Genomic DNA, 18,512 nt, shown 5'->3' with positions numbered 1-18,512 from the left:
GTGACGCGGCTCAGGACAATGGCGGTGACGGTGGGATTTGAACCCACGGTGCGCTTGCACGCACACACGACTTCCAATCGTGCTCCTTAGGCCGCTCAGACACGTCACCAGAACAGCCTGTCCATCGTACCCGATGCCTCTTCGCCGCCCCGACCAGCGCGAAGGATCAGGCAGAGCCCGGCGGTCTAAACCGCCGTGAGCTAGGACGTCCTTCTTCAGTCGCGCCGAAATGCGGGTGTCGCCGCCCGTGACCCGCACGAAGGCGCGACCGAAGAACACCTCGTGCCCGGAGACACTGAGCACCGTCACTCGGTCGCGCCTTCGCGCGACTTCCGGGTCTCGTGACCAACGTCAGGGCGCGACTGAACGGAGGGCCCGACCCGGAGATACCGAGATACCGCTATGGCCGATCGCGGCTCGGCGCCAGAGCCATCCGACGCTCTGCCGTCAGGCAGAGGGCGGGGCCGACTACGCGACTGCGTCCTTGAGCAGCAGGGCCCGACGAGCGGTCCCGGCGCTCCGGGGCACAGTCAGTCCGTCGACTCCCGCGGTGGGTTGTGCATGAACTCGATGCGGATACCGTTGGCGTCCTCGACGAAGGATGCGTAGTAGCGGGGCGTGAAGCGCGGGTACGGCTTCGGGTCACGCACGATCGTCCACCCAGCGCGGACCGCGATCTCGTGGAGTCGGTCAACCTCGGCGCGCGAGCCGACCGCGAACGCGAGGTGCTGCCAGCCGACCCGACCGTGGCGGTGCGGGCCCGTCCCCGGCTCGCGCGCTGGATAGAAGATGAGTTCGGACTCTCCTGGACAGGTCCAGAACACGATGCTGCCGGCATCCGTTCGGGTGTACCCGAGCGCGAGGAGCACAGGTTCGAACTGGCTCGCGGCGGCGGGCACGTCGTCGACAGTCAGGGCGAGGTGGTCGACGAGAGGCACCGTCACGCCTCCCGGAGGATCTTCGGCATGGCTTTGCCCTTGGCAAGTTCGTCGATCAGCTTGTCGAGGTAGCGGATCTTCTGCATCAGCGGATCCTCGATCTCTTCCACACGAACGCCGCAGACGACGCCGGTGATCGCCGAGACGCGCGGATTGAGGTCGGCATCCGCGAAGAACTCCTCGAACGTCGTGTTCTCGTCGAGGTGTCGTGCCAGATCGCCCTCATCGAAGCCCGTGAGCCAGGCGATAATCTCGTCGACCTCGCCTTTCGACCGGCCCTTGCGCTCTGCCTTGGCAACGTAGAGCGGGTAGACCGACGCGAAGCTCGTCGTGAAGATCCGGTGCGCCATGATCCGAGGGTACGCGCCGGGGTCTATCGGCGTCCCGAGGCAAACACCACGGGAACACCCAGCCACTCCCCGAGATCGCGGATCTCGGCATCCACCATCTCGCGTTCCTCGTCATCGAACGGGATCAGTTCGTGAACCGCGGAGACGACGAGGTTCTCTTTCTTCTTGTCGAGTTCGGCATCCATCAGCGCAGAGAAACGGTCACCGATGAGGATCGGATGCACGAAGTAGCCGTACACACGCTGGGCTTTGGGCTTGAACTGCTCGAGGATGAACTCGAAGTCGAACAGTTCAGCGAGGCGCGGCCTGTCGAAGAGCATCCGGTCGTACGGGTTGAGGATCGCGACCCGGCCACCCGGGTCATCTCCCAGCGCGGCGATCGCCTCGGGGTCGACTCGCCATTTCCACGCGCTCCCCTCGACCTCGGCCGGCTCCCCCGCCATACCGACCTCGCTCCAGGGCGACTTCTGTCGCGCGATACCCGCGGCATGAAGGCGCCGCTGCTGCAACCGCTCTTCGGCCTCCTCTGCGGTGATGGACCCGTCATCGGGACCGTACAGCCGCTCGGCAAGGTCCCACACGCGCTGCCGGTTCTCACGTCGAACCACGGCCACCTCGCCGATGACCGACAGCAGTTCGAGCATCCGTGGCACCTGGTTCGATCCGTACCAGCCGCTCTCGTTGCTGCGCTGCACCACGCTCGTGTCAGGGATCTCGGATGCCAGCAGCGGCCCCTCGGCGCGGAGCCGAGCGAGCACGTCCTTGCGAAAGGCGGCGTTCGCCTCGAGGTATTCGCGAGACGCGGCACGCAGCTGCCGGGCGCGCATCAACGCGACCATGTCGGGCATCAGACTGGACGCGAAGAACCGACCATCGAACTCGAACAGCAGGCAATCGTCTTCGACGGCCTTCTTCAGCTGTCCCGGCTCGTAGCCCCATCCGATCCGGCTCCAGAACGCGGTCTGCTCGGCGGGTGCGATCGTCACTGTCGGATCGATCTTGATGCTGCCGAGCTGCTCGGCGACCTCGACGACATCGCCGGGACGATCGGCATCCAGCAACTGCGCACGCACGGCGATCCTGCGCGCTTCGTCCCGCGTGAGGCGATGCATGACGCGAGCGTACCGTGCAGCCCCGACATCGACGCAGCGGTGTCAGTGGGCGCCGAGAACCATGTACTTCTCGGGCGCGCGGACACCCTCGAATCCGAACTGCGCATACAGTCCGTGCGCGTCAGCAGTGGCGAGCATGACACGCCGGACGCCGAGCGGTTCGACGTCGGCGACGATTCCCGCCATGAGCGCCTTCCCGATGCCCTGACCTCGAGCGTCCGGTGAGACGAAGACGTCGCACAGCCAGGCGAAGGTCGCGTCGTCCGTCACGATCCGCGCGTAACCCAACTGCGCGCCGGTTTCGGAGTCATAGATCCCGTAATTGCGAGAGTTCTCGATCGCGGCATCCTGCTGCTCGCGACTGCGTCCGCGTGCCCAATACGACAGCTCGCTCAGCCACCGGTGAACCGTGGCCCGATCGACACGACGCGGGTCGGCGGAGAACTCGTATGCGGACATGGGGACATTCTCCCCGAGCCGGTCCGTCGCTTATGCCGCGACGCGGAAACCGGTCATCGCGTCGGCTGCGTGATCGAGGCGAGCCGCCAGACCGCCCACATGGCGCCCGCGCCGGCCACCGCAAACACTCCGAAGCTCCACAGCGGTGCCCCGACTGCCTCGCCGAGCACCGAGATGCCGAGGATGACGGCGATGAACGGATCGACGATCGTGAGGCCCGCCACGACGGTCTGCGGAGTATTAACCGTGTGGGCCGTCTGGACGAAATAGATCGAGAGCGCCCCGGCCACCGCGATCCCGACCAGGCACGCGATCGTCAGGAGGTTGGTGTCGTCGATACGGAAGTCCTGAGACGCCAACGCCGTCTGGACGCGCAGGATGACGGTCTTGCCGAGCGTCGCGACGAAACCTGCGAACAGCCCACCGAGCACGACGTAGGCGACAGGGGGGATGCCGCGCCGGCGCAGCAGTGCAAGAACAGCGAAGGTGACGGCGAGAACGACGAGCAGGATGATCAGGATCAGGATGAGCTCGCGATCGGTGATCGTCGTCTGCACGCTGACGGCGGCCGCGACGCCAACGAACGCCGCGAGGCTGGCGACAGCGACGAGGATCGCGACGATCTCGGCGCTGCTGGGCCTGCGCCGGGTGACGAGCGCGGTGAGCGCCGATGCGAAGACCAAAGCAATGACACCGACGGGCTGCACCACGATCAGGGGTGCGAACGCCAGAGCGGTGAGCTGTGCAAGGATCGCCAGCCCGAACAGCACGGAGCCGAGAAGCCAGACCGGAGTCCTCGCGAGAGCCCAGAACCCCGCGGCCCCGAGCCCCGACGTACTGGCTCCCTTCGCCCGCTCGACTCCGACTGATTGGAGGTGGTTTCCGACAGTGAGCAGCGCCGCTGACAACACGGCAAGCGCAATACCGATGATCGGAAACGAACTCAGCTCCATGTGGGTCCCCCGCTGTCCCGCCGTGTCACCTGGCGCTCAGGCTATCCGACAGCGCAGGATCTAGGGACGCCGATCAGCCGGATGCCGCGGGCTGCGCGAGAACGCCTCGTTCGGTGAGCACCCCATCGTGGATCTCCAAGACCCGGTCCGCGCGCGCCACGATCGACGGGTCATGTGTCGAAAGCAGCACCGCGACCCCGTCGTCGTGCGCGACCGAGGCGATGAGGTCGATCATTGCCTCGGCGGTGTGTGAGTCGAGCTGGCCGGTCGGTTCATCGGCCAGCAGCACCCGCGGCGATGCCGCAAGGGCACGCGCGATCGCGACGCGCTGACGCTGCCCACCAGAGAGCTCGGCAGGACGCTGCCCGGCGTGGCCAGCCAGGCCGACCCGCTCCAGGAGCGCCGCGACCTGCTCGTCGCGCGCGCCCGGTTCGGTCCGGGCGATCCGCAGTGGGATCTCGACATTCTCGGCGGCGGTGAGCGCGTCCAGAAGTCCGAACGACTGGAAGATGAAGGCGACGTCCTCACGCCTGACCCTGTCGAGGTCACGCTCCGAGGCATCCGTGATGACGACCTCTCCGACGCGGGCCGATCCGCTCGACGCCGTCTCGATACCGCCAAGGACGTGCAGGAGGGTCGTCTTTCCCGCCCCCGAGGGGCCGATGAGCACGACGAGTTCGCCCGGGTACAGCTCCAGCGAGGCCCCGACGAGGGCGTGCACCTCTCCGGCGGGCGTCACGTGGGTCACCGACAGGTCGGATGCCGTGACCACGGGCTCCACGGAACGCTCACTCATCCGTAGCCTCGCCTCGTGTCTCTCCGGCTCCGCCCCGGCTTGCAGAGCCCTCGTGACCGGGCCGCACCGCGACATGATCGGCCTGAAGCTGTAGTCGCACCCGATCACGCAGGCCCAGGCTCGTCAGGTAGTCCGCCGGCAGCTGCATCCGCCCGACTCGGTCGAGCACGACGAACTCCTCGGCCATGGCGTGCTCGCGTCCGTCGTCATCGGTGTGAGTCCAGCGCAACACTTCGGTTGCCGTACGACCGTCCCGGATCTGGACAGTCCGCTGGACGTGCTCAGAGACCGCCGGGTCGTGGGTGACGATCAGAGCGGTGGTTCCCAGCTCGGCGTTGACCTGCTCGAAGGTGCGAAGAACCTCCGCCGATGCTTCCTCGTCGAGGTCGCCGGTCGGCTCATCGGCCAGCAGCACCCGAGGCTCATTGACCAGTGCGACCGCGATCGCGACGCGCTGCTGCTGCCCGCCCGAGAGCTCTGCCGGGTGCCGGCCTGCCAGGTGGGCAGCCCCGACGAGATCCAGCATCCGCAGCGCACGCTCCTTCGCACGAGGCTTGCGCCCGATGGCTGCGGCCAGCTCGACGTTCTCGAGCGCGGAGAGGTAGGGCAGCAGGTTCCGCGCTGTCTGTTGCCAGACGAAGCCCACCACATCGCGCCGGTAGGCCACGCGATCGCGGTTGGTCAGCGACGGCAGGTCACGGCCAGCGACCACAGCCTTCCCCGCCGTGGGGGTATCCAATCCCGACAAAATCGCCAGCAGCGTCGATTTGCCTGAACCCGAGGCTCCGACGAGTGCGACAAGTTCCCCGCGACCGACGAACAGGTCAAGGCCCTGGAGGGCCTGCACCTCGATATCGGCGACGGTGAAGATCCGCACGAGTCCTTCGCAGTGGATGTCGGCTTCAGCCGAGGGTGCTGGTGTCATCTCAGTCCTCCCCCATTCGCAGCACTGTCGCCGTCGAGGTCGCGCGAGCACTCAGCACGCCGCCGATCACGGCGAGGGCGAGAGCTGCCAGCACGATCGCGACGAGCGTAGCGCTCAGGACGGGATCGATGAAGAGCGAGGGCTGGCCGCCCCCACCGGTGAACGGGCGCAGATCGATGGAGAACACGATCAGAAGGGGCAGCAGGATGCCGAGAGCCCCGCCAGCCACCAAGGCGGTGACTCCGAGCGGAACGAACTCCCACGCCACGATGCCGCGTGTCTCGCGGCGCCCCATGCCCATCGTGCGCAACAGCGCAATGACACGGGAGCGTGCGTCCCGGGTCACGCCGGCCACGACGAGGACGGCAACCGCCGACAGCGCGATCGCGATACCGACCGCGCTGAGCAAGGCGACCCGCAGGGCCGTGACCGCCGGAGAACTGCGGATCTCGTCGGTTGAGGCATCCAGCAGACTCACCGAGAACGTGCCGCCGATGATCTGACCGACCCGATCAATGACGGCAGCGGCGTCGTAGCCCGGTGCGAGCTCGATCAGCACCGTGCGCGGGAAAAAGCCCTTGCCGGTGAGCATTGTGTAGTCCTCGGACCCGACCACGATGAACTCCGACGACGCTGTGAGACCGAGGATCTGCTCGATTGGTTCGGCTTCCACGGCGGGCTCCCCCCCAACGGCGTTGACGGCTCCGTCGAGGTCGGCAGCGAGCGCCGTCGAGGGGACGACCTGCACGGGAATCTCCCCGTCGGCGAGTCCGCCGGGGAAGGCTCCCACCATTCCGTCCTGCACAGCCGCGAGCGCCGTCGGATCGGTGGCGATGACCTCGGCGGTTACGCGGCCCCCGGGGCCCGTGACCGGCAGATAGTCGCCGCGCAGCAGGCCCGCGACGGCCGCGACACCCTCGACCCCCCGGATCGTGTCGAGCTGATCGGCATCAACGTACGGGCCGGAGATCTGGATGTCTGCGCCGACCATGCGCTCAGCCGCGACGACGGCGCCACGGTCGACGGTGGCAAGCACAACCGAGGAAAACACCGCGATCGCGACGGCCACGAGCATCGCGAGCACTGCCGCCGTCCCGGCAACCGGTTCCCGGACGGCGCGCGCGGCGCCCACGAGGCCCGTCGCTCCCCAGCGACGCCGTTGCAGACGCAAGGCCAGAGCGAGGGGGATCGGATGCAGCCGCACGACGATCAGCGCGAGCGCTACTGTCAGCAGCAGCGGCGCGGCCACCGCGAGCGGATCGAGAGCTCCAGCGCCCGCGCCACGGACCAGCAGCACGGTCACGGCTCCCGCGGCGAGCACGACCACGAGAGCCTCCGTCGCCAGCATCGGCAGCGTGCGGCGCCTTCGATCGAGGTCTTCCCGACCGACAGCGAGGAGATGTCGGGGCAGTGCGAGAGCAAGTGCCGCGGCCGGAACCGCACCCGCGAGAACAGCGAGCGCGACAGGGACCCAGCCTGCGTCCGAGGGAACGAGGAAGACCCCGAGCGCGGCCGCAATGACACTGGCGGGGATGCCGAGCAGCGCCCCCTCGAGAGCGAGCAGGCGCCGCAACTGGGACGAGGCGGCACCTCGCGCGGCCAGCAGCGCCAGCTGCTGCCGACGTCTACGCACCATGAGCGCCGCCGCGAGGACCTCGAGCGAGAAGGCCACGACGACAGGGCCTACCGCCGCCACCGCAAGGATCGCACGCGTCGCTTCGGTACGCCCGACGGCGGTGCCGAGCGCGGCGACCAGACCGGAATCGAGCGCCACGCGAACATCGCCACCCGGGCCCAGCGGCAGCGGTGACGTGACGATTGCGCGAATCGCGGGAAGCAGCTGCGCGACATCGACGTCGGCGGCACCGGCAGCATCGACCGGGTACCACACGACCACCGTCCCTGGCAGGTCGAGCACCTCCCAGGTCCCGGGATCGATCCAGGCGGCGGAGGTCGCCACCGGACGCCGGTTCCCGTCGTCGAAGACGGTTGCCGTAAGCGCTGTTGGCAGATGAAGCCAGCGCGGATCATCCGGATCTGCTGCTCTCACCGTCGCCGTCAATACGAGCTCGAGCGGTGCCGTCGCGGTGAGAATCGTGCGCCGCTCTCCGATCGGCCAGTCCATCGTGGCGGCCGCGTCCTCCGACAGGGCGATCTCGATCGGCCCGGAACCCGACCACGCACTCGGCCACGCCCCTTCGGCAATCTGCAGGTGCGCGAGGGCATCCGGCTCTGCCATGAGGTGAACGTCAGCAAAGGGCGAGGTCGGCCCCAGAGCCTCCGGCGATGCCCGTAGCGGATCGGTGTAGACCGCGACCTCGCCATCACCGACCAGGCTCTGAACGATCGACGGCCACTGATCGCGCGCGCTCGACAGTGACGATTCCAGGCCCGGGATGCCGCCATCGGGCACGACCGCCGATACCGTCCCGGTCAGGTCTCGTGTTGTCGGGGCGAGCTGCCCCACCTGGTGAGCTACCTCGTCCCGAGTGACCTGGACGAGCATGCGGGGCGCAACGGAGATGAGCAGAGCAGTCAGCGCAGCAAGAACGACGATGACCGTCGCGGCACCGCGCGGCATGCCGAAGCGACGCCGCAGCAGGCGGAGAACCGAGAGGCGATTCGGTGGCATCCGTTACTCGTCCTCTCGGATCAGCCGCGCGAGCGCTCGCGGAAGACGGACCCACCAGGCAATGGCGAGTCCACCGACCAGCAGCACCGCCAGCAGCACGAGCAAGGCGGGAACATCGACCTGGATGCCGACGGGGTAGGCAGCGGGAAGATCACCGGATGCCCACCGGACAGCCGGAGGCACCGTCGCCGCTGCCGTCACCGCTCCCCCGATGATTCCGGCCACGAAACCGACGACGAGCGCCGTCGTATTTTGCGTTGCCACCACCGTGGTCGCACCTCGCCTGCCGGCTCCCACAATGGACAGCAGCGCCGCGTCGCGGGCCTCGACTCCGCTGACTCTGCCGCGCAGGACCAGCAGAGTCAGGGCGATGAGGACGGACCCGATCGCCGACACCTGAAGGATTGATCCCTGGGCGACACGGTCTGCTGCAACAGCCGGATCGGGGGCGAGCACGACCACCTGCGGGTACTCCCGTTCGATCAGCGCGGCGGAGGCACCGGGGTCGTCGGCGGCGATCCAGAGCTGATTGGGCTCGACCCGCTCCCCCGACACGACGGCCAGGCGCGCGAGATCTACGAGAAAACCTCGCGAGCCGGGTGTCCCTGGGATAACGGGAACCACGCCGGCGACCACCAGGTCCGCAGTCAGTGAGGGCGAGGAGGCATCCAGGGCAAGGGAGTCACCCTCGATCAGCCCCAGATCATCGGCGACGTCTTGCGACACGAGAGCGGGGATCTGGCCGGCACTCGAAAGTCGGCTCAAGCGCTCGGACCACTCGCCCGGGTCGACGACACCGGGGATCGCCGTCATCACCTCGCGGATCTTCTGTGATTCCAGCGCCAGGATCGGGACGCGGTCGCGCTCCGAGCGCGTCGAGGGCATGCTTGCAACCAGTTGACGGCCTTCCATTGCGGCGTCCGCCCCGGCTGCGGCGGAAATTGCCGAGGGTGTGACGTCCGCGGGGATGGTCACGACGCGAAGGTCTGCGCCCACCCGCAGCGCTTCCGGTCCTTCGCCGACACCGACAGCGCTGGAGGTGTACGAGGCTGCCACGACGCTTATTCCGACCGCAATGGCGACGGCGATCATCGATGAGGCGGAGCGCCCGGGCCTGCGAGAGAGCCGCCGCAGCGCCGTGACGAGGATGAGGCCCCGACTCCGGGACGCCGCGCTGCTGAGCATCCGGAGCCCGGCAAGTGCGAGAACGGTCGATGCAGTGGCAACCACGAGCAGGAGCAGCGCCGGGGCCAGGAACGAGATCGGATCCACACCGAAGGTCAGAAGGCGCCAGGTCGCCACCCCGGTGACGATGGCGACGACAATGATCGCAGCGACAGCGACCGCGACGCCCCGCGCCGGCGGGCTCTCGCGACCGGCGAGCAGCCCCGCGGCACCCGCAGTGCCGACGACGAACACCGCAACACCCGTAGCCGTCAGCACGACCTGCGCAGCGGCTGCCGTCAGCATCCACAAGAACACACCGGCTCCGAGAGCACCGGCGAGGCCCGCCACCGTTGCGATGAGGGCGGCCTCGAACACCGCCATCGTCACGAGCCGGCGCGGCCGCATGCCGCGGGCCAGAAGCAATCGCGTCTCGCCGGTGCGCGACCGAGCGACCTCCACTGCCGAGAGCACCGCCGCCAGAGCGACCGGCACGGCGAGCATCCCGATCGCGACCGCGGCGACACCGGTTGACCCGGTGCTCGCCAGCCCGTCCGCTGCGACGCGCGCCACGCGAGTTTCGTCCACCGCGGTCGCTGCGCTGACCAGCGCGCCCGAGAGCCCCGCGAAGACTGCCAGGGCCACAAGTGACGCACGCGCGGCGCCAGCGCGGCGGAGGGCGAAACGGATGCCTCCGCTCACTCGCACCCGCTCCGCATCCTGGCACTCTAGCCGAGGGCCCGAGCGGCGAGAACACTGCGGGCAGCGCTGCGTCAGCCACCCGTCAGCACACGGTTCGCCATCCAGAAGGTCGCGGCGGTGCGATGGAGCAGTGAACAAACGAGCATGGGTGTGGGCTGCCGTCGGCGTCATCGTCGTTGTCGGAGCGGTGGTCGGTGCTGAGCTCGTTGTGCGGGCGAATCTCGACGCGCGGCTCGCATCGGCCACGGAAGATCTCGCCGTACCCGGAGTGTCCGTTTCATCCGGCACGACACCGGCTATCTGGCAAGTGCTCACCGGTCGCGTGGACCTTCGCGTCGCCATCGACGGCGCCGCGGTCGCAACGTTGGCCGCATGCCGGTTCGATAGCCCAATCGACGTCCGGATCGAGCCGACGGCACTGTCGATAGCCGTTGAGATGCCCTACCAGGGCACGACGTTCCCCGCCGAGGTCAGCTTCCAGCCCGAGGAGACATCCGACGGTTGGCGGCTCGTCCCCGCCGCGGTGATCGTGGCGGGGTTCGAGGTGCCTCCGGCATTGCTCTCGCGCGCTGGCGGCGCTGTGCCTGCTGCTCTGATCGACGGGATCACGATGCCCAATGCCCCGGACGCGATGAGCGTAACCTCAGTATCCCTCGCCCCCGACGAGCTGGTTCTGTCCGTAACGGCACCTGCTTCGGCGTCCGGCGCGGGAGGCATCGCCGGCCTCCTGAGCGGCTGTATCGACTGAACCGTCAGCTTCCCGTCAGGTTCGGTGAGCTCATGCGGTCAGGTCGACCAGATCGACTAGTCGCTGTCGCATCCGCTCGCCCGGAAGGCTCCCATGTCACTTGCCCTGCACCGGCTCGGCCACCTGGTCGGCCGCCATCGCCTGCTCGTCATCATCGGCTGGCTGGTGATCATTCTCGCTACGCCTTCCGGTCGAGACCAGCGGAGATCCGGCTATCGCGCGGATGGCGAGCACCGTGAACCTCGCCTTCGACGTGCAAGAGGATGCCGAAAACCGCATGCGCTCGTTCGTCGCGGATGCCTCGCACGAGCTGCGTACCCCGTTGACGACGGCAAGCGGATGGGTCGAGCTCTACCTCCGCGGTGGCCTGACCGACCCCGAGACTCTCACTGAAGCCATGGCGCGAGTCGAACGACAGCTCGGGCGCATGAGGCTCCTCACCGACGAGTTGTCTCTGCTCGCGCGGACCGACTCCGGGCGTCCGCTCGAGAACGCGGCGGTCGATCTTGCCGCCGTGGCCGCGGAGGTCGTCTCGGATGCTCGCGTGCTGCATCCTGAACGCCGTCTCATCGTCGACACCGATGGTCCCGCGCCCGTCCTCGGCGACGAACCTCGGTTGACCCAGGTCGCGCGCAACCTCGTCGGTAATGCGTTGCAGCACACTCCGCCGGATGCCGACGTCACGGTCAGCACACGGATGAACGCCGACCGCGTCATCCTGCGCGTACACGACACCGGACCAGGCATCCCGGCCGAACAACTACCGCATGTGTTCGAGCGGTTCTGGCGGGGCGACACCTCCCGCCATTCTGCGGGCTCGGGCCTCGGACTCGCGATCGCTCATGCCCTGGTCAGCGCACACGGCGGCATCCTGCGCGTCACCAGCGCGCCGGGCCAGGGAACGACCTTCGAAGCGAATCTTCCCGCGCTGGACGGTCAGCCTGCCGAGCCGTCGCGGTGATCGCGCTTGCGCTTCTCGATCTCAGCCCGAAGTCGCCACTCCTCGATCTCGAGGTCCAGATCGGCTAGCTGCTGCTCGGTGCTGCGCGTGTCGCGGGGCCGCACGGGGGCGCTCGCCGGCGGAGCCCCTTTGTCGGTGTACTCGCGCCAGGGCGCCGGCGCACGCTGATAGTCCCGTCCCAGTGCGAACCAGAAGACACTGCCCAGCAGCGGCACGAGAACGATCAGAATCACCCACGCGACCTTGGGGAGGTAGCGCACGCGATTCTCGGAGATGACGATCGCGTCGATGAGCGCACCGATGCTCAGTGCGATGACGAGGACCGAGAACAGCACTGGCATGCCGACAGCCTAAGCACAGGCCGCGCAGCCGTGAAGGTCAGCCAGCCTGATCGGACTTGCGAGCACCTGCCTCGAGCACATCCCCGGTGGGAAGCTCGTGGTGGCCACCGAACTGCAGGCGCATCGCCGAGAGAAGCTGGTTGGCGTAGTGATCCTCATCACGGGATGCGAACCGCTCGAACAGCGCTGCAGAGAGCACGGGAGCGGGAACCCCCGTGTCGACGGCGGCCTTGACGGTCCAGCGGCCCTCGCCCGAGTCGGAGACCCGGCCGGCGAGTCCGTCGAGCGTGGGGTTCTCTTCGAGGGCAGCTGCGGTGAGGTCGAGCAGCCACGACGAGATGACCGATCCGCGACGCCACAGCTCCGCGACCTTGGGGGTGTCGATCGTGAACTGATAGAACTCAGGCTCTTCCAGCGGGGCGATCTCGGCCGAATGTTCGGCTTCGCGGACTCCCGCGTCGGCGTTCTTGAGGATGTTCATCCCCTCGGCGAGCGCGGCCATGATCCCGTACTCGATGCCGTTGTGGACCATCTTGACGAAGTGGCCGGCCCCCGACGGGCCGCAGTGCAGGTAGCCGAGCTCTTCGGGCGCGTAGTCGCCGGTACGCCCCGGCGTGCGCTCGATGTCGCCCTTGCCGGGCGCGATGGTCTTGAGGATCGGCTCGATCCGGTCGAATGCCTCGTTCGGACCGCCGACCATGAGGCAATAACCGCGCTCAAGGCCGAACACGCCGCCGCTGGTGCCGGCATCCACGTAATGGATGCCCTTGGGCTTGAGCTTCGCGGCCCGGCGCACATCGTCGCGGTAGTTGGAGTTGCCGCCGTCGATGATGATGTCCCCGGGCTCCAGCACCTCGGCCACCTGGTCGACGACATCGCCGGTGAGGCCCGCGGGGATCATGAGCCAGATCGCACGAGGTGCCTCGAGCTTGCTCGCCATGTCGGCGAACGACTCCGCACCCGTCGCGCCCTCGCCGGCGAGCGCGGTCACGGCATCCGCATTCACGTCGTAGACGACGCATTCGTGCCCGTCGTTCATGAGGCGGCGCACGATGTTCGCGCCCATTCGTCCGAGTCCGACCATTCCCAGTTGCATTCGTGATCCTCTGTTCCGCGGTATCGCTGACACGGCCAATCGATGCGGGCCTGCCTGCAGTCTAGAGAGCCATAGGATGACCGCGTGAGTGGAGATTCGCCAGCGACCCGTCCGCGCCGCGACTGGCTCGACATCATGGCGGTGTTCGTGTTGTCGATCACGGCAGTCCTCACGGCATGGTGTGGGTTCGAGGCCTCCAAGTGGGGCGGCGAGATGTCGATCGCGTTCAGCCAGGCATCCAGCGCACGAGTACAGGCAACCAGTGCCGAGGGCGAGGCTCGCGATGCACGACAGTTCGACCTGAGCGTCTACGCCGAGTGGGTCCGGGCCACCTACAACGGCGAAGAAGACCTCGCTGCCTATATCGAGGACCGGTTCAGCCCCGAGTTTGCCGTGGCGTTCGAGGCATGGGATGCCGGTGGACGTGTCGAAGCCGGTCCCTTCGCGGTGCCCGAGTACATCCCTCCCGGCACCGTCGAGGCGCAGGAACTTAACGAACGCGCGGATGCGAAGTTCCAGGAGGCGCTCACCAACAATCAGCGCGGCGACAATTACTCGCTCCTCACCGTGCTCTTCGCACTGGTGCTCTTCCTCACCGCAATGTCCCAACGCGACCTCGCACCGTGGGCCCGCAAGTTCCTCCTGATCGGCGCGACAGTGCTGGGAGCGGCCGGAGTCGTCATCCTCACGACCTTCCCGATCCGGATCTGACCGTCAGCGAATCGCGTATTCGGCTTCGGTCTGTACCCGCACCGACACACCGACGAACTCCGGCAGCCCATCCAGCGCCGTGGCAAGGTCCGCCGTGTCGGGGATCTCACCGTCGTCGGTCACGACGTCGATTGTCGCGTTCACGCCCACCCAATGGACGCCGGTGACGGATGCCGAGGAGTCGGTGTTCACCCAATCCTGCGCCGCGTCCCGAATCGTGAGACCCCACGAGGTCAAGGCGAAGGACACGATCGTGTTGAACGCGAGCGGGATGACGACGATGACGGCGGCGATTCCGACAATCACATACGCGCGGCGGCGACGAGCGGTCGGCAGCGAGCTCGGCTCGCGGGCGTACCCGGCGAGCGTGAAGATGATGCTTCCCGCGATGATAAGCGCCACGACATTGGAGAGGAAGAGCCACAGGGCGCCGATTGCGGCGTCCCACTCACCCACACCCGCGCACACACCCACGACACCGAGCGGGGGAACAAGCGAGATCGCGATCGCGACACCGGGCAGCACGGTGCTCAGGTCGCGTCGAGACATCGCGAAGGCACCGGCGGTTCCGGTCGCCAACGCGGCCGCGAGGTCCAGCAGCCCGGGCGAGGTGCGTCCGGTGATCTGCGAGTTGCTCTGCAGCGCGGTCGGGTCAGCGACGAACACGGCGAACACCGCACCGATGGCGATCACGACGACCACACCGATCATGACCCACAGCAGCGAACTGACCACGAGGCGCAACTGCCCCACGACGATCCCGAGTGCGATACCGAGGATCGGGGTGGCAAGCGGCGCGATGATCATGGCCCCGATGACCGTCGCCGTCGAATCCCCCAGGACGCCGGCCGCAGCGATGATCGCCGAGAGCACGAGCATGATGAGGAAGGCCGAACGCTTTCGACCGACCTCCCCGGCTCCGAGGTTCAGCGCATCGTGCAGTTCATCGGAAGTCAGGCGCTGTGACGGCGGGATGAGTGCATCAGAGAGCCGAGACATCGCGGCCTCAGCGGAAGAAGCTGTTGGCGCGCGACGTGAACAGCAGCAGCAGGCCGATCAGCGGCAGCACCGCCGACCCCACAGCCGACCAGAGCTGCGCCGGCTCGGTGATCATGAGATACACCGAGCCGGCGATATTCAGCACGAAGACAACGGCGGTCAGGATGCGGGCGCCGTTGCTCCCGCCGAACAGGCCCAGACTCACCAGAATCGTGACGAAGCCGATGAGCATCGCGACGATGCCGAACGTGATTTCACCGCCGATCAGCAGCAGCACTCCCGCGATGATCTGCAGCGCACCCGTGAGCCAGGCGATGATCGCCACCAGGGTGACTCCGAAAGGTCGCCTACCCGCCATGTTCCCCTCCCAGCGGGGCGCCCGCCCGGCGCGGCATCCGTCCCGTGGGCATCACTGTACCGGGAGCGGCGCTACGCGAGGAGGGTCTCCCCGACGAACCCGCCCTCCGCGCACCCGGGCGGCACGGCGAACACCGCCGAACCGATCGGAATCGTCCACTCATTGAGCAGGTCCAGCTCCGCAAGGCGCTGCTGCATCGGCACGAACTGCGCATCGATGTCGGCCTGGAACGACGCAAAGATCAGTCCCGAGTCCGACAGCGCACCCCCGGTCGGAGCATCGTCGTAGTTGTACGGGCGGCGCAGGATGCGTTCCCGAGGGTTGTCGCTGCGCGCCCGCCGCATGTGCGAGAACTCCGGGATCACCGGGAAGCCGAGCGCGGTGCGTGCCTCGAAGTCCGGATCGTCGGTTTCGGCCGTGCCGGTCAGCGGCGCACCGGTGTCGAGGGTGCGGCCCACGGACTGTTCTCGTCCCGACCGATCGAGCTTGTCCCACGTGTCAAGCGTCATTCGGATGCGGCGCACAACCATCCCGGTGCCGCCGGCGAGCCATCCGTCCGAGTTCCAGACGACTTCGTCGAAGTCCGCCGTCCCCGCCACCGGGTTGACGGTGCCGTCGACCTGGCCGAAGAGGTTTCGCATGCTCCGCTCGGGGTAGGCGCCGGCCGAGCGGCGGAAACCCTGCTGCACCCACCGCACGGTGGTGAACGAACGCGAGTCCTTCAGCAGCATCCGGGTCGCGTGGGCGACGACGAGCGGGTCATCGGCCGCGATCTGGATGAGCAGGTCACCGCCCGTGTACGCGGGCTCGAGCCTGTCGATCGAGAAGGCGGGGAGGGGCTTCAGCCACGACGGCCCGGAGCCTCCCGCCCGCGCGACGAACTCGGGCCCGAACCCGAACGTGACGGTCAGACGAGCGCTCGCTACCGCGAGTTCGGGCTCCGAGTCGGCAAGCGCCGGCTCCCCTCGCGTCAGTCGCGCGGCGTCATCGGTGAGCACCTTCATCATTCGGCGCTGGGCCTCGCGCTGCACCTCGGGTAGGAGGTCGAGCGCAACGAATGTCCCGTAGGTCTGCGCGGCCGTGTCGATTCCGGCCTGGTGGGCACCGTAGAAGGGAACGATCTCCGTTCCCTCCTGCGGAGTCGAACCGGATGCCGCGGGCGCTGGGGCATCCGAGCCGGAGGTCAGGGCGAGGTCGATGCCGATCGCCGCGGCCGCGCCGACGCCGGCGACAGCTCCTCCCACGAGGAACTGTCGCCGGGTCGACCCGGGGCGATCGGAATGATTCCGATCCGCGGTCATCGTTACTCGTCGCCGCCCATGTCCATGTCCGAGTGGCCCTCGTCCATGTCCATGCCGCCGCCGTTGTAGTTCTCGTCAGCACCGGTGAAGTCCTTCACCGGTGCTGTGAACTCCATCGTCGAGCCGTCCTCGAACGTGACGGTGAACGTCGCTTCGTCACCGGCGACCAGCGGAGCCGTGAGGCCCATCAGCATGAAGTGGTAGCCGCCCGGCTCGAGTGTGAGGCTGCCGCCTGCCGGCACGATGAAACCGCCGTCCTTCTCTTGCATGACCATGCTGCCGGTGCCGTCGTCGACGACCTCATGCAGCTCCATCATCGAGGACGCGTCGGAGCTGACCGAGACGATCGTGGCGTCGGTGTCGCCGGAATTCTCGAGTTCACCGAAGGCTGCTGACATGCCGCTGTCGGCAGCCTTGACCCACGCATCGGTGATCGTGACGGAGTCGGCCTCGGTGGCAGCTGCCGTGCCGCTGCCGGCGGACGCACAGCCGGCGAGGCCGAGTGCCGCGGCGACCAGAAGGAGGCCGAATCGGGTGGAAATACGGGTGTTCACAGGCTTCCCTTTCAGGGCTTCGGGGGCTCCTCGTCGGAACCCCGGCGGCCACGCCCGGCGCGGCCGCGAAGGAAGAAGAGAACCAGCCCGAACAGGGCGAGCGCAGATGCTGCCCCGATCGCGCCGATCAGAACGACGCGCGGGATGCCGCCGTCCTCTGCCGCCGAGTCCAGCGGCGCGGTGGTCGCGTCATCGGAAGGACCACCGGTGGTCTGATCTGCTGTCGGCGTGGGTGAACTCACGGCGGTCGAGGTCGCCGTCGGCGTTGGGGCTGACGCTCCCGGATCATCCACCGTGAAGGGGATGAGTCCGGAGATCGGATGCCCGTCAGACGAGACGACACGCCAGCGAACTTCATATGCCCCGTTCGGCATCCCCTCGTTGAGAGGAACCGTCAGGGTGTCGAAGTCGATCTGGATGTCGCCGGCGACCCAGTCGTTCTCCTGAGCATCCGCAACGATCACGGCTGCTCCCATTTCCATGATCTCGGCTGAGAACGTGAGCTCAACGCTGGTCGGAGCCACCGTGAGCTGCTCGTCCTGCTGAGGGGAGCTCGCGACGAGCTCGTCGTGCGCCCAGGCGGGCGCCGCGACGAGAGAGAGCGCGACGGTGGCCGCTGCGACCGAAGCCGCGAAGGCTCCGGCGCGCGCGCGAAGGGACAACGACATGAGAAACGCCTTTCGTGAGTGAACGTCGATGCGCCTCCCCCAGCGCCACGTCGGCAGCCGCGGGAGTCGAAACAGAGAGTCAGACCACGAAAGACAGGGGCGGACCACGCCTGCGCACGAGCGAGGCAACGCGTGCCGAACGCAGCGGCGGCGCCGGGGCACACACGATCCCGGGCCGCTCAGCAACCGCAGGAAGCCTGACGACACCGGAGAGGATGCGCCGGCGCACCCATGCGAGCAGCTCGCGAGCCAGGACACCAAGCCGGATGACGAGTCGTTCACCCCGGTACAGCGCCGCGACCGTGAGCACGGCTGCCGCGAGGTGCGCGAACCACATCGACAGGTCAGCGGCGACTGGCGTTGCTCCCGTCGACAGATCGAGGACAGGGAGGCCATGGACGTGGCCGGTGGCGACTGTTCCTGCAGGGGCTCCGCTGTCAGCGCCGAGGACGAACAGCAGGTGGAACAGGATCTGACTGAGGACCACTGCGACACCCAGTCGCGGCAGTGAGAGCGCGCGGCCGACGAGCACCGTACACACGGCGAGCGAAAGCACCCACGGCACGGCGATTCCCAGCCACGAGGGCATCGCTCCGCCCGCTGCGACGTGCGAGAACAGCGCGACGAAGGTCGCGATCGACGCGGCGACTGAGGCGCGGATGACGCGCGTCGCTCGCGATCGGGACATGCATCCATTGTGGCAAACATCGACCGGGCCCCCGCCCATGGGACCTTATTCCCGGT

21 protein-coding genes and 1 tRNA gene are annotated in these 18,512 nt (G+C 67.8%); 3 read left to right on the top strand and 19 right to left on the bottom strand.

From position 1 onward, the window contains the following. Positions 1–19: 19 nt before the first annotated feature. From LL236_RS06665 to LL236_RS06620, 10 genes are all read right to left on the bottom strand, one after another. Positions 20–109, bottom strand: a tRNA-Ser gene (locus LL236_RS06665). A 421-nt stretch (positions 110–530) separates the two neighbouring features. Then, positions 531–944 (bottom strand): VOC family protein, encoded by a 414-nt coding sequence (locus tag LL236_RS06660; RefSeq protein WP_228177984.1) that lies wholly within the window; start codon positions 942–944, stop codon positions 531–533. Continuing rightward, the gene (locus LL236_RS06655; RefSeq protein WP_228177983.1) at positions 941–1,288 is read right to left on the bottom strand and encodes a DUF2200 domain-containing protein; all 348 of its coding nucleotides are present in this window, start codon (positions 1,286–1,288) and stop codon (positions 941–943) included. The genes LL236_RS06660 and LL236_RS06655 overlap by 4 nt, the downstream gene beginning before the upstream one ends. 23 nt (positions 1,289–1,311) lie before the next feature. Further along, on the bottom strand, positions 1,312–2,400 hold the full coding sequence (locus LL236_RS06650; protein WP_228177982.1) for a DNA glycosylase AlkZ-like family protein: 1,089 nt from the start codon (positions 2,398–2,400) through the stop codon (positions 1,312–1,314). Between the two features lie 42 nt (positions 2,401–2,442). Beyond that, on the bottom strand, positions 2,443–2,859 hold the full coding sequence (locus LL236_RS06645; RefSeq protein WP_228177981.1) for a GNAT family N-acetyltransferase: 417 nt from the start codon (positions 2,857–2,859) through the stop codon (positions 2,443–2,445). Positions 2,860–2,912: 53 nt separating this feature from the next. After that, positions 2,913–3,812: a multidrug DMT transporter permease gene (locus LL236_RS06640; protein ID WP_228177980.1), complete on the bottom strand. Its 900-nt coding sequence runs from the start codon at positions 3,810–3,812 to the stop codon at positions 2,913–2,915. A 73-nt stretch (positions 3,813–3,885) separates the two neighbouring features. Next, positions 3,886–4,608 (bottom strand): ABC transporter ATP-binding protein, encoded by a 723-nt coding sequence (locus tag LL236_RS06635; protein ID WP_228177979.1) that lies wholly within the window; start codon positions 4,606–4,608, stop codon positions 3,886–3,888. After that, complete coding sequence (locus LL236_RS06630) at positions 4,601–5,533, bottom strand: ABC transporter ATP-binding protein (protein WP_228177978.1); 933 nt, start codon at positions 5,531–5,533, stop codon at positions 4,601–4,603. Before LL236_RS06630 ends, LL236_RS06635 begins: the two co-directional genes overlap by 8 nt. 1 nt (position 5,534) lies before the next feature. Then, on the bottom strand, positions 5,535–8,165 hold the full coding sequence (locus tag LL236_RS06625; protein ID WP_228177977.1) for an FtsX-like permease family protein: 2,631 nt from the start codon (positions 8,163–8,165) through the stop codon (positions 5,535–5,537). Between the two features lie 3 nt (positions 8,166–8,168). After that, positions 8,169–10,037 (bottom strand): hypothetical protein, encoded by a 1,869-nt coding sequence (locus tag LL236_RS06620; protein WP_228177976.1) that lies wholly within the window; start codon positions 10,035–10,037, stop codon positions 8,169–8,171. A gap of 124 nt (positions 10,038–10,161) precedes the next feature. Here LL236_RS06620 and LL236_RS06615 point away from each other — a divergent pair, with 124 nt between their 5' ends. Further along, complete coding sequence (locus tag LL236_RS06615) at positions 10,162–10,779, top strand: hypothetical protein (RefSeq protein WP_228177975.1); 618 nt, start codon at positions 10,162–10,164, stop codon at positions 10,777–10,779. Between the two features lie 96 nt (positions 10,780–10,875). Here the strand turns inward: LL236_RS06615 and LL236_RS06610 are convergent, their stop codons facing one another. After that, the gene (locus LL236_RS06610; RefSeq protein WP_228177974.1) at positions 10,876–11,013 is read right to left on the bottom strand and encodes a hypothetical protein; all 138 of its coding nucleotides are present in this window, start codon (positions 11,011–11,013) and stop codon (positions 10,876–10,878) included. Between LL236_RS06610 and LL236_RS06605 the strand changes: the two genes are divergently transcribed. Further along, positions 11,003–11,740: a sensor histidine kinase gene (locus LL236_RS06605; RefSeq protein WP_228177973.1), complete on the top strand. Its 738-nt coding sequence runs from the start codon at positions 11,003–11,005 to the stop codon at positions 11,738–11,740. The two genes, LL236_RS06610 and LL236_RS06605, sit on opposite strands and share 11 nt — an antisense overlap. On the opposite strand, the gene LL236_RS06600 is transcribed toward LL236_RS06605, so the two are convergent. Then, entirely contained in the window at positions 11,716–12,081 is a 366-nt protein-coding gene (locus tag LL236_RS06600; protein ID WP_228177972.1) for a PLD nuclease N-terminal domain-containing protein, read from the bottom strand. The two genes, LL236_RS06605 and LL236_RS06600, sit on opposite strands and share 25 nt — an antisense overlap. 37 nt (positions 12,082–12,118) lie before the next feature. Next, complete coding sequence (gnd, locus tag LL236_RS06595; RefSeq protein ID WP_228177971.1) at positions 12,119–13,177, bottom strand: phosphogluconate dehydrogenase (NAD(+)-dependent, decarboxylating); 1,059 nt, start codon at positions 13,175–13,177, stop codon at positions 12,119–12,121. An 84-nt stretch (positions 13,178–13,261) separates the two neighbouring features. On the opposite strand from gnd, the gene LL236_RS06590 reads away from it, so the two are divergent. Further along, positions 13,262–13,888, top strand: coding sequence for a hypothetical protein (locus LL236_RS06590; RefSeq protein WP_228177970.1), 627 nt, complete (start codon positions 13,262–13,264; stop codon positions 13,886–13,888). A gap of 3 nt (positions 13,889–13,891) precedes the next feature. Here the strand turns inward: LL236_RS06590 and LL236_RS06585 are convergent, their stop codons facing one another. The 6 genes from LL236_RS06585 to LL236_RS06560 form a co-directional block, all read right to left on the bottom strand. Next, on the bottom strand, positions 13,892–14,887 hold the full coding sequence (locus LL236_RS06585) for a TIGR00341 family protein (RefSeq protein ID WP_228177969.1): 996 nt from the start codon (positions 14,885–14,887) through the stop codon (positions 13,892–13,894). A 7-nt stretch (positions 14,888–14,894) separates the two neighbouring features. Next, a complete protein-coding gene (locus LL236_RS06580) occupies positions 14,895–15,245 on the bottom strand; it encodes a hypothetical protein (protein ID WP_228177968.1) in 351 nt (116 codons plus the stop codon). Positions 15,246–15,316: 71 nt separating this feature from the next. Beyond that, positions 15,317–16,546, bottom strand: coding sequence for a Dyp-type peroxidase (locus LL236_RS06575; RefSeq protein WP_228177967.1), 1,230 nt, complete (start codon positions 16,544–16,546; stop codon positions 15,317–15,319). 2 nt (positions 16,547–16,548) lie between these two features. Then, entirely contained in the window at positions 16,549–17,100 is a 552-nt protein-coding gene (locus LL236_RS06570; protein ID WP_228177966.1) for a copper chaperone PCu(A)C, read from the bottom strand. Positions 17,101–17,111: 11 nt separating this feature from the next. Then, complete coding sequence (locus LL236_RS06565) at positions 17,112–17,768, bottom strand: copper resistance CopC family protein (RefSeq protein ID WP_228177965.1); 657 nt, start codon at positions 17,766–17,768, stop codon at positions 17,112–17,114. 79 nt (positions 17,769–17,847) lie between these two features. Next, positions 17,848–18,456, bottom strand: coding sequence for a hypothetical protein (locus LL236_RS06560; RefSeq protein ID WP_228177964.1), 609 nt, complete (start codon positions 18,454–18,456; stop codon positions 17,848–17,850). Positions 18,457–18,512: the final 56 nt, after the last annotated feature.

The organism is Microbacterium schleiferi, from assembly GCF_020781975.1.
Taxonomy (GTDB): Bacteria; Actinomycetota; Actinomycetes; order Actinomycetales; family Microbacteriaceae; genus Microbacterium.
The sequence above is the reverse complement of the archived record's forward strand: the minus strand, read 5'-3'. Positions and strand labels throughout refer to the sequence as shown.

Excerpts from the sequence above, each read along its gene's own strand:
- LL236_RS06655 (WP_228177983.1), bottom strand. The coding sequence starts at position 1,288 with ATGGCGCACCGGATCTTCACGACGAGCTTCGCGTCGGTCTACCCGCTC.
- LL236_RS06630 (WP_228177978.1), bottom strand. The coding sequence starts at position 5,533 with ATGACACCAGCACCCTCGGCTGAAGCCGACATCCACTGCGAAGGACTC.
- LL236_RS06645 (WP_228177981.1), bottom strand. The coding sequence starts at position 2,859 with ATGTCCGCATACGAGTTCTCCGCCGACCCGCGTCGTGTCGATCGGGCC.
- LL236_RS06625 (WP_228177977.1), bottom strand. The coding sequence starts at position 8,165 with ATGCCACCGAATCGCCTCTCGGTTCTCCGCCTGCTGCGGCGTCGCTTC.
- LL236_RS06560 (WP_228177964.1), bottom strand. The coding sequence starts at position 18,456 with ATGTCCCGATCGCGAGCGACGCGCGTCATCCGCGCCTCAGTCGCCGCG.
- LL236_RS06605 (WP_228177973.1), top strand. The coding sequence starts at position 11,003 with ATGGCGAGCACCGTGAACCTCGCCTTCGACGTGCAAGAGGATGCCGAA.
- LL236_RS06635 (WP_228177979.1), bottom strand. The coding sequence starts at position 4,608 with ATGAGTGAGCGTTCCGTGGAGCCCGTGGTCACGGCATCCGACCTGTCG.
- LL236_RS06640 (WP_228177980.1), bottom strand. The coding sequence starts at position 3,812 with ATGGAGCTGAGTTCGTTTCCGATCATCGGTATTGCGCTTGCCGTGTTG.
- LL236_RS06650 (WP_228177982.1), bottom strand. The coding sequence starts at position 2,400 with ATGCATCGCCTCACGCGGGACGAAGCGCGCAGGATCGCCGTGCGTGCG.
- LL236_RS06580 (WP_228177968.1), bottom strand. The coding sequence starts at position 15,245 with ATGGCGGGTAGGCGACCTTTCGGAGTCACCCTGGTGGCGATCATCGCC.
- LL236_RS06565 (WP_228177965.1), bottom strand. The coding sequence starts at position 17,768 with ATGTCGTTGTCCCTTCGCGCGCGCGCCGGAGCCTTCGCGGCTTCGGTC.
- gnd (WP_228177971.1), bottom strand. The coding sequence starts at position 13,177 with ATGCAACTGGGAATGGTCGGACTCGGACGAATGGGCGCGAACATCGTG.
- LL236_RS06585 (WP_228177969.1), bottom strand. The coding sequence starts at position 14,887 with ATGTCTCGGCTCTCTGATGCACTCATCCCGCCGTCACAGCGCCTGACT.
- LL236_RS06575 (WP_228177967.1), bottom strand. The coding sequence starts at position 16,546 with ATGACCGCGGATCGGAATCATTCCGATCGCCCCGGGTCGACCCGGCGA.
- LL236_RS06600 (WP_228177972.1), bottom strand. The coding sequence starts at position 12,081 with ATGCCAGTGCTGTTCTCGGTCCTCGTCATCGCACTGAGCATCGGTGCG.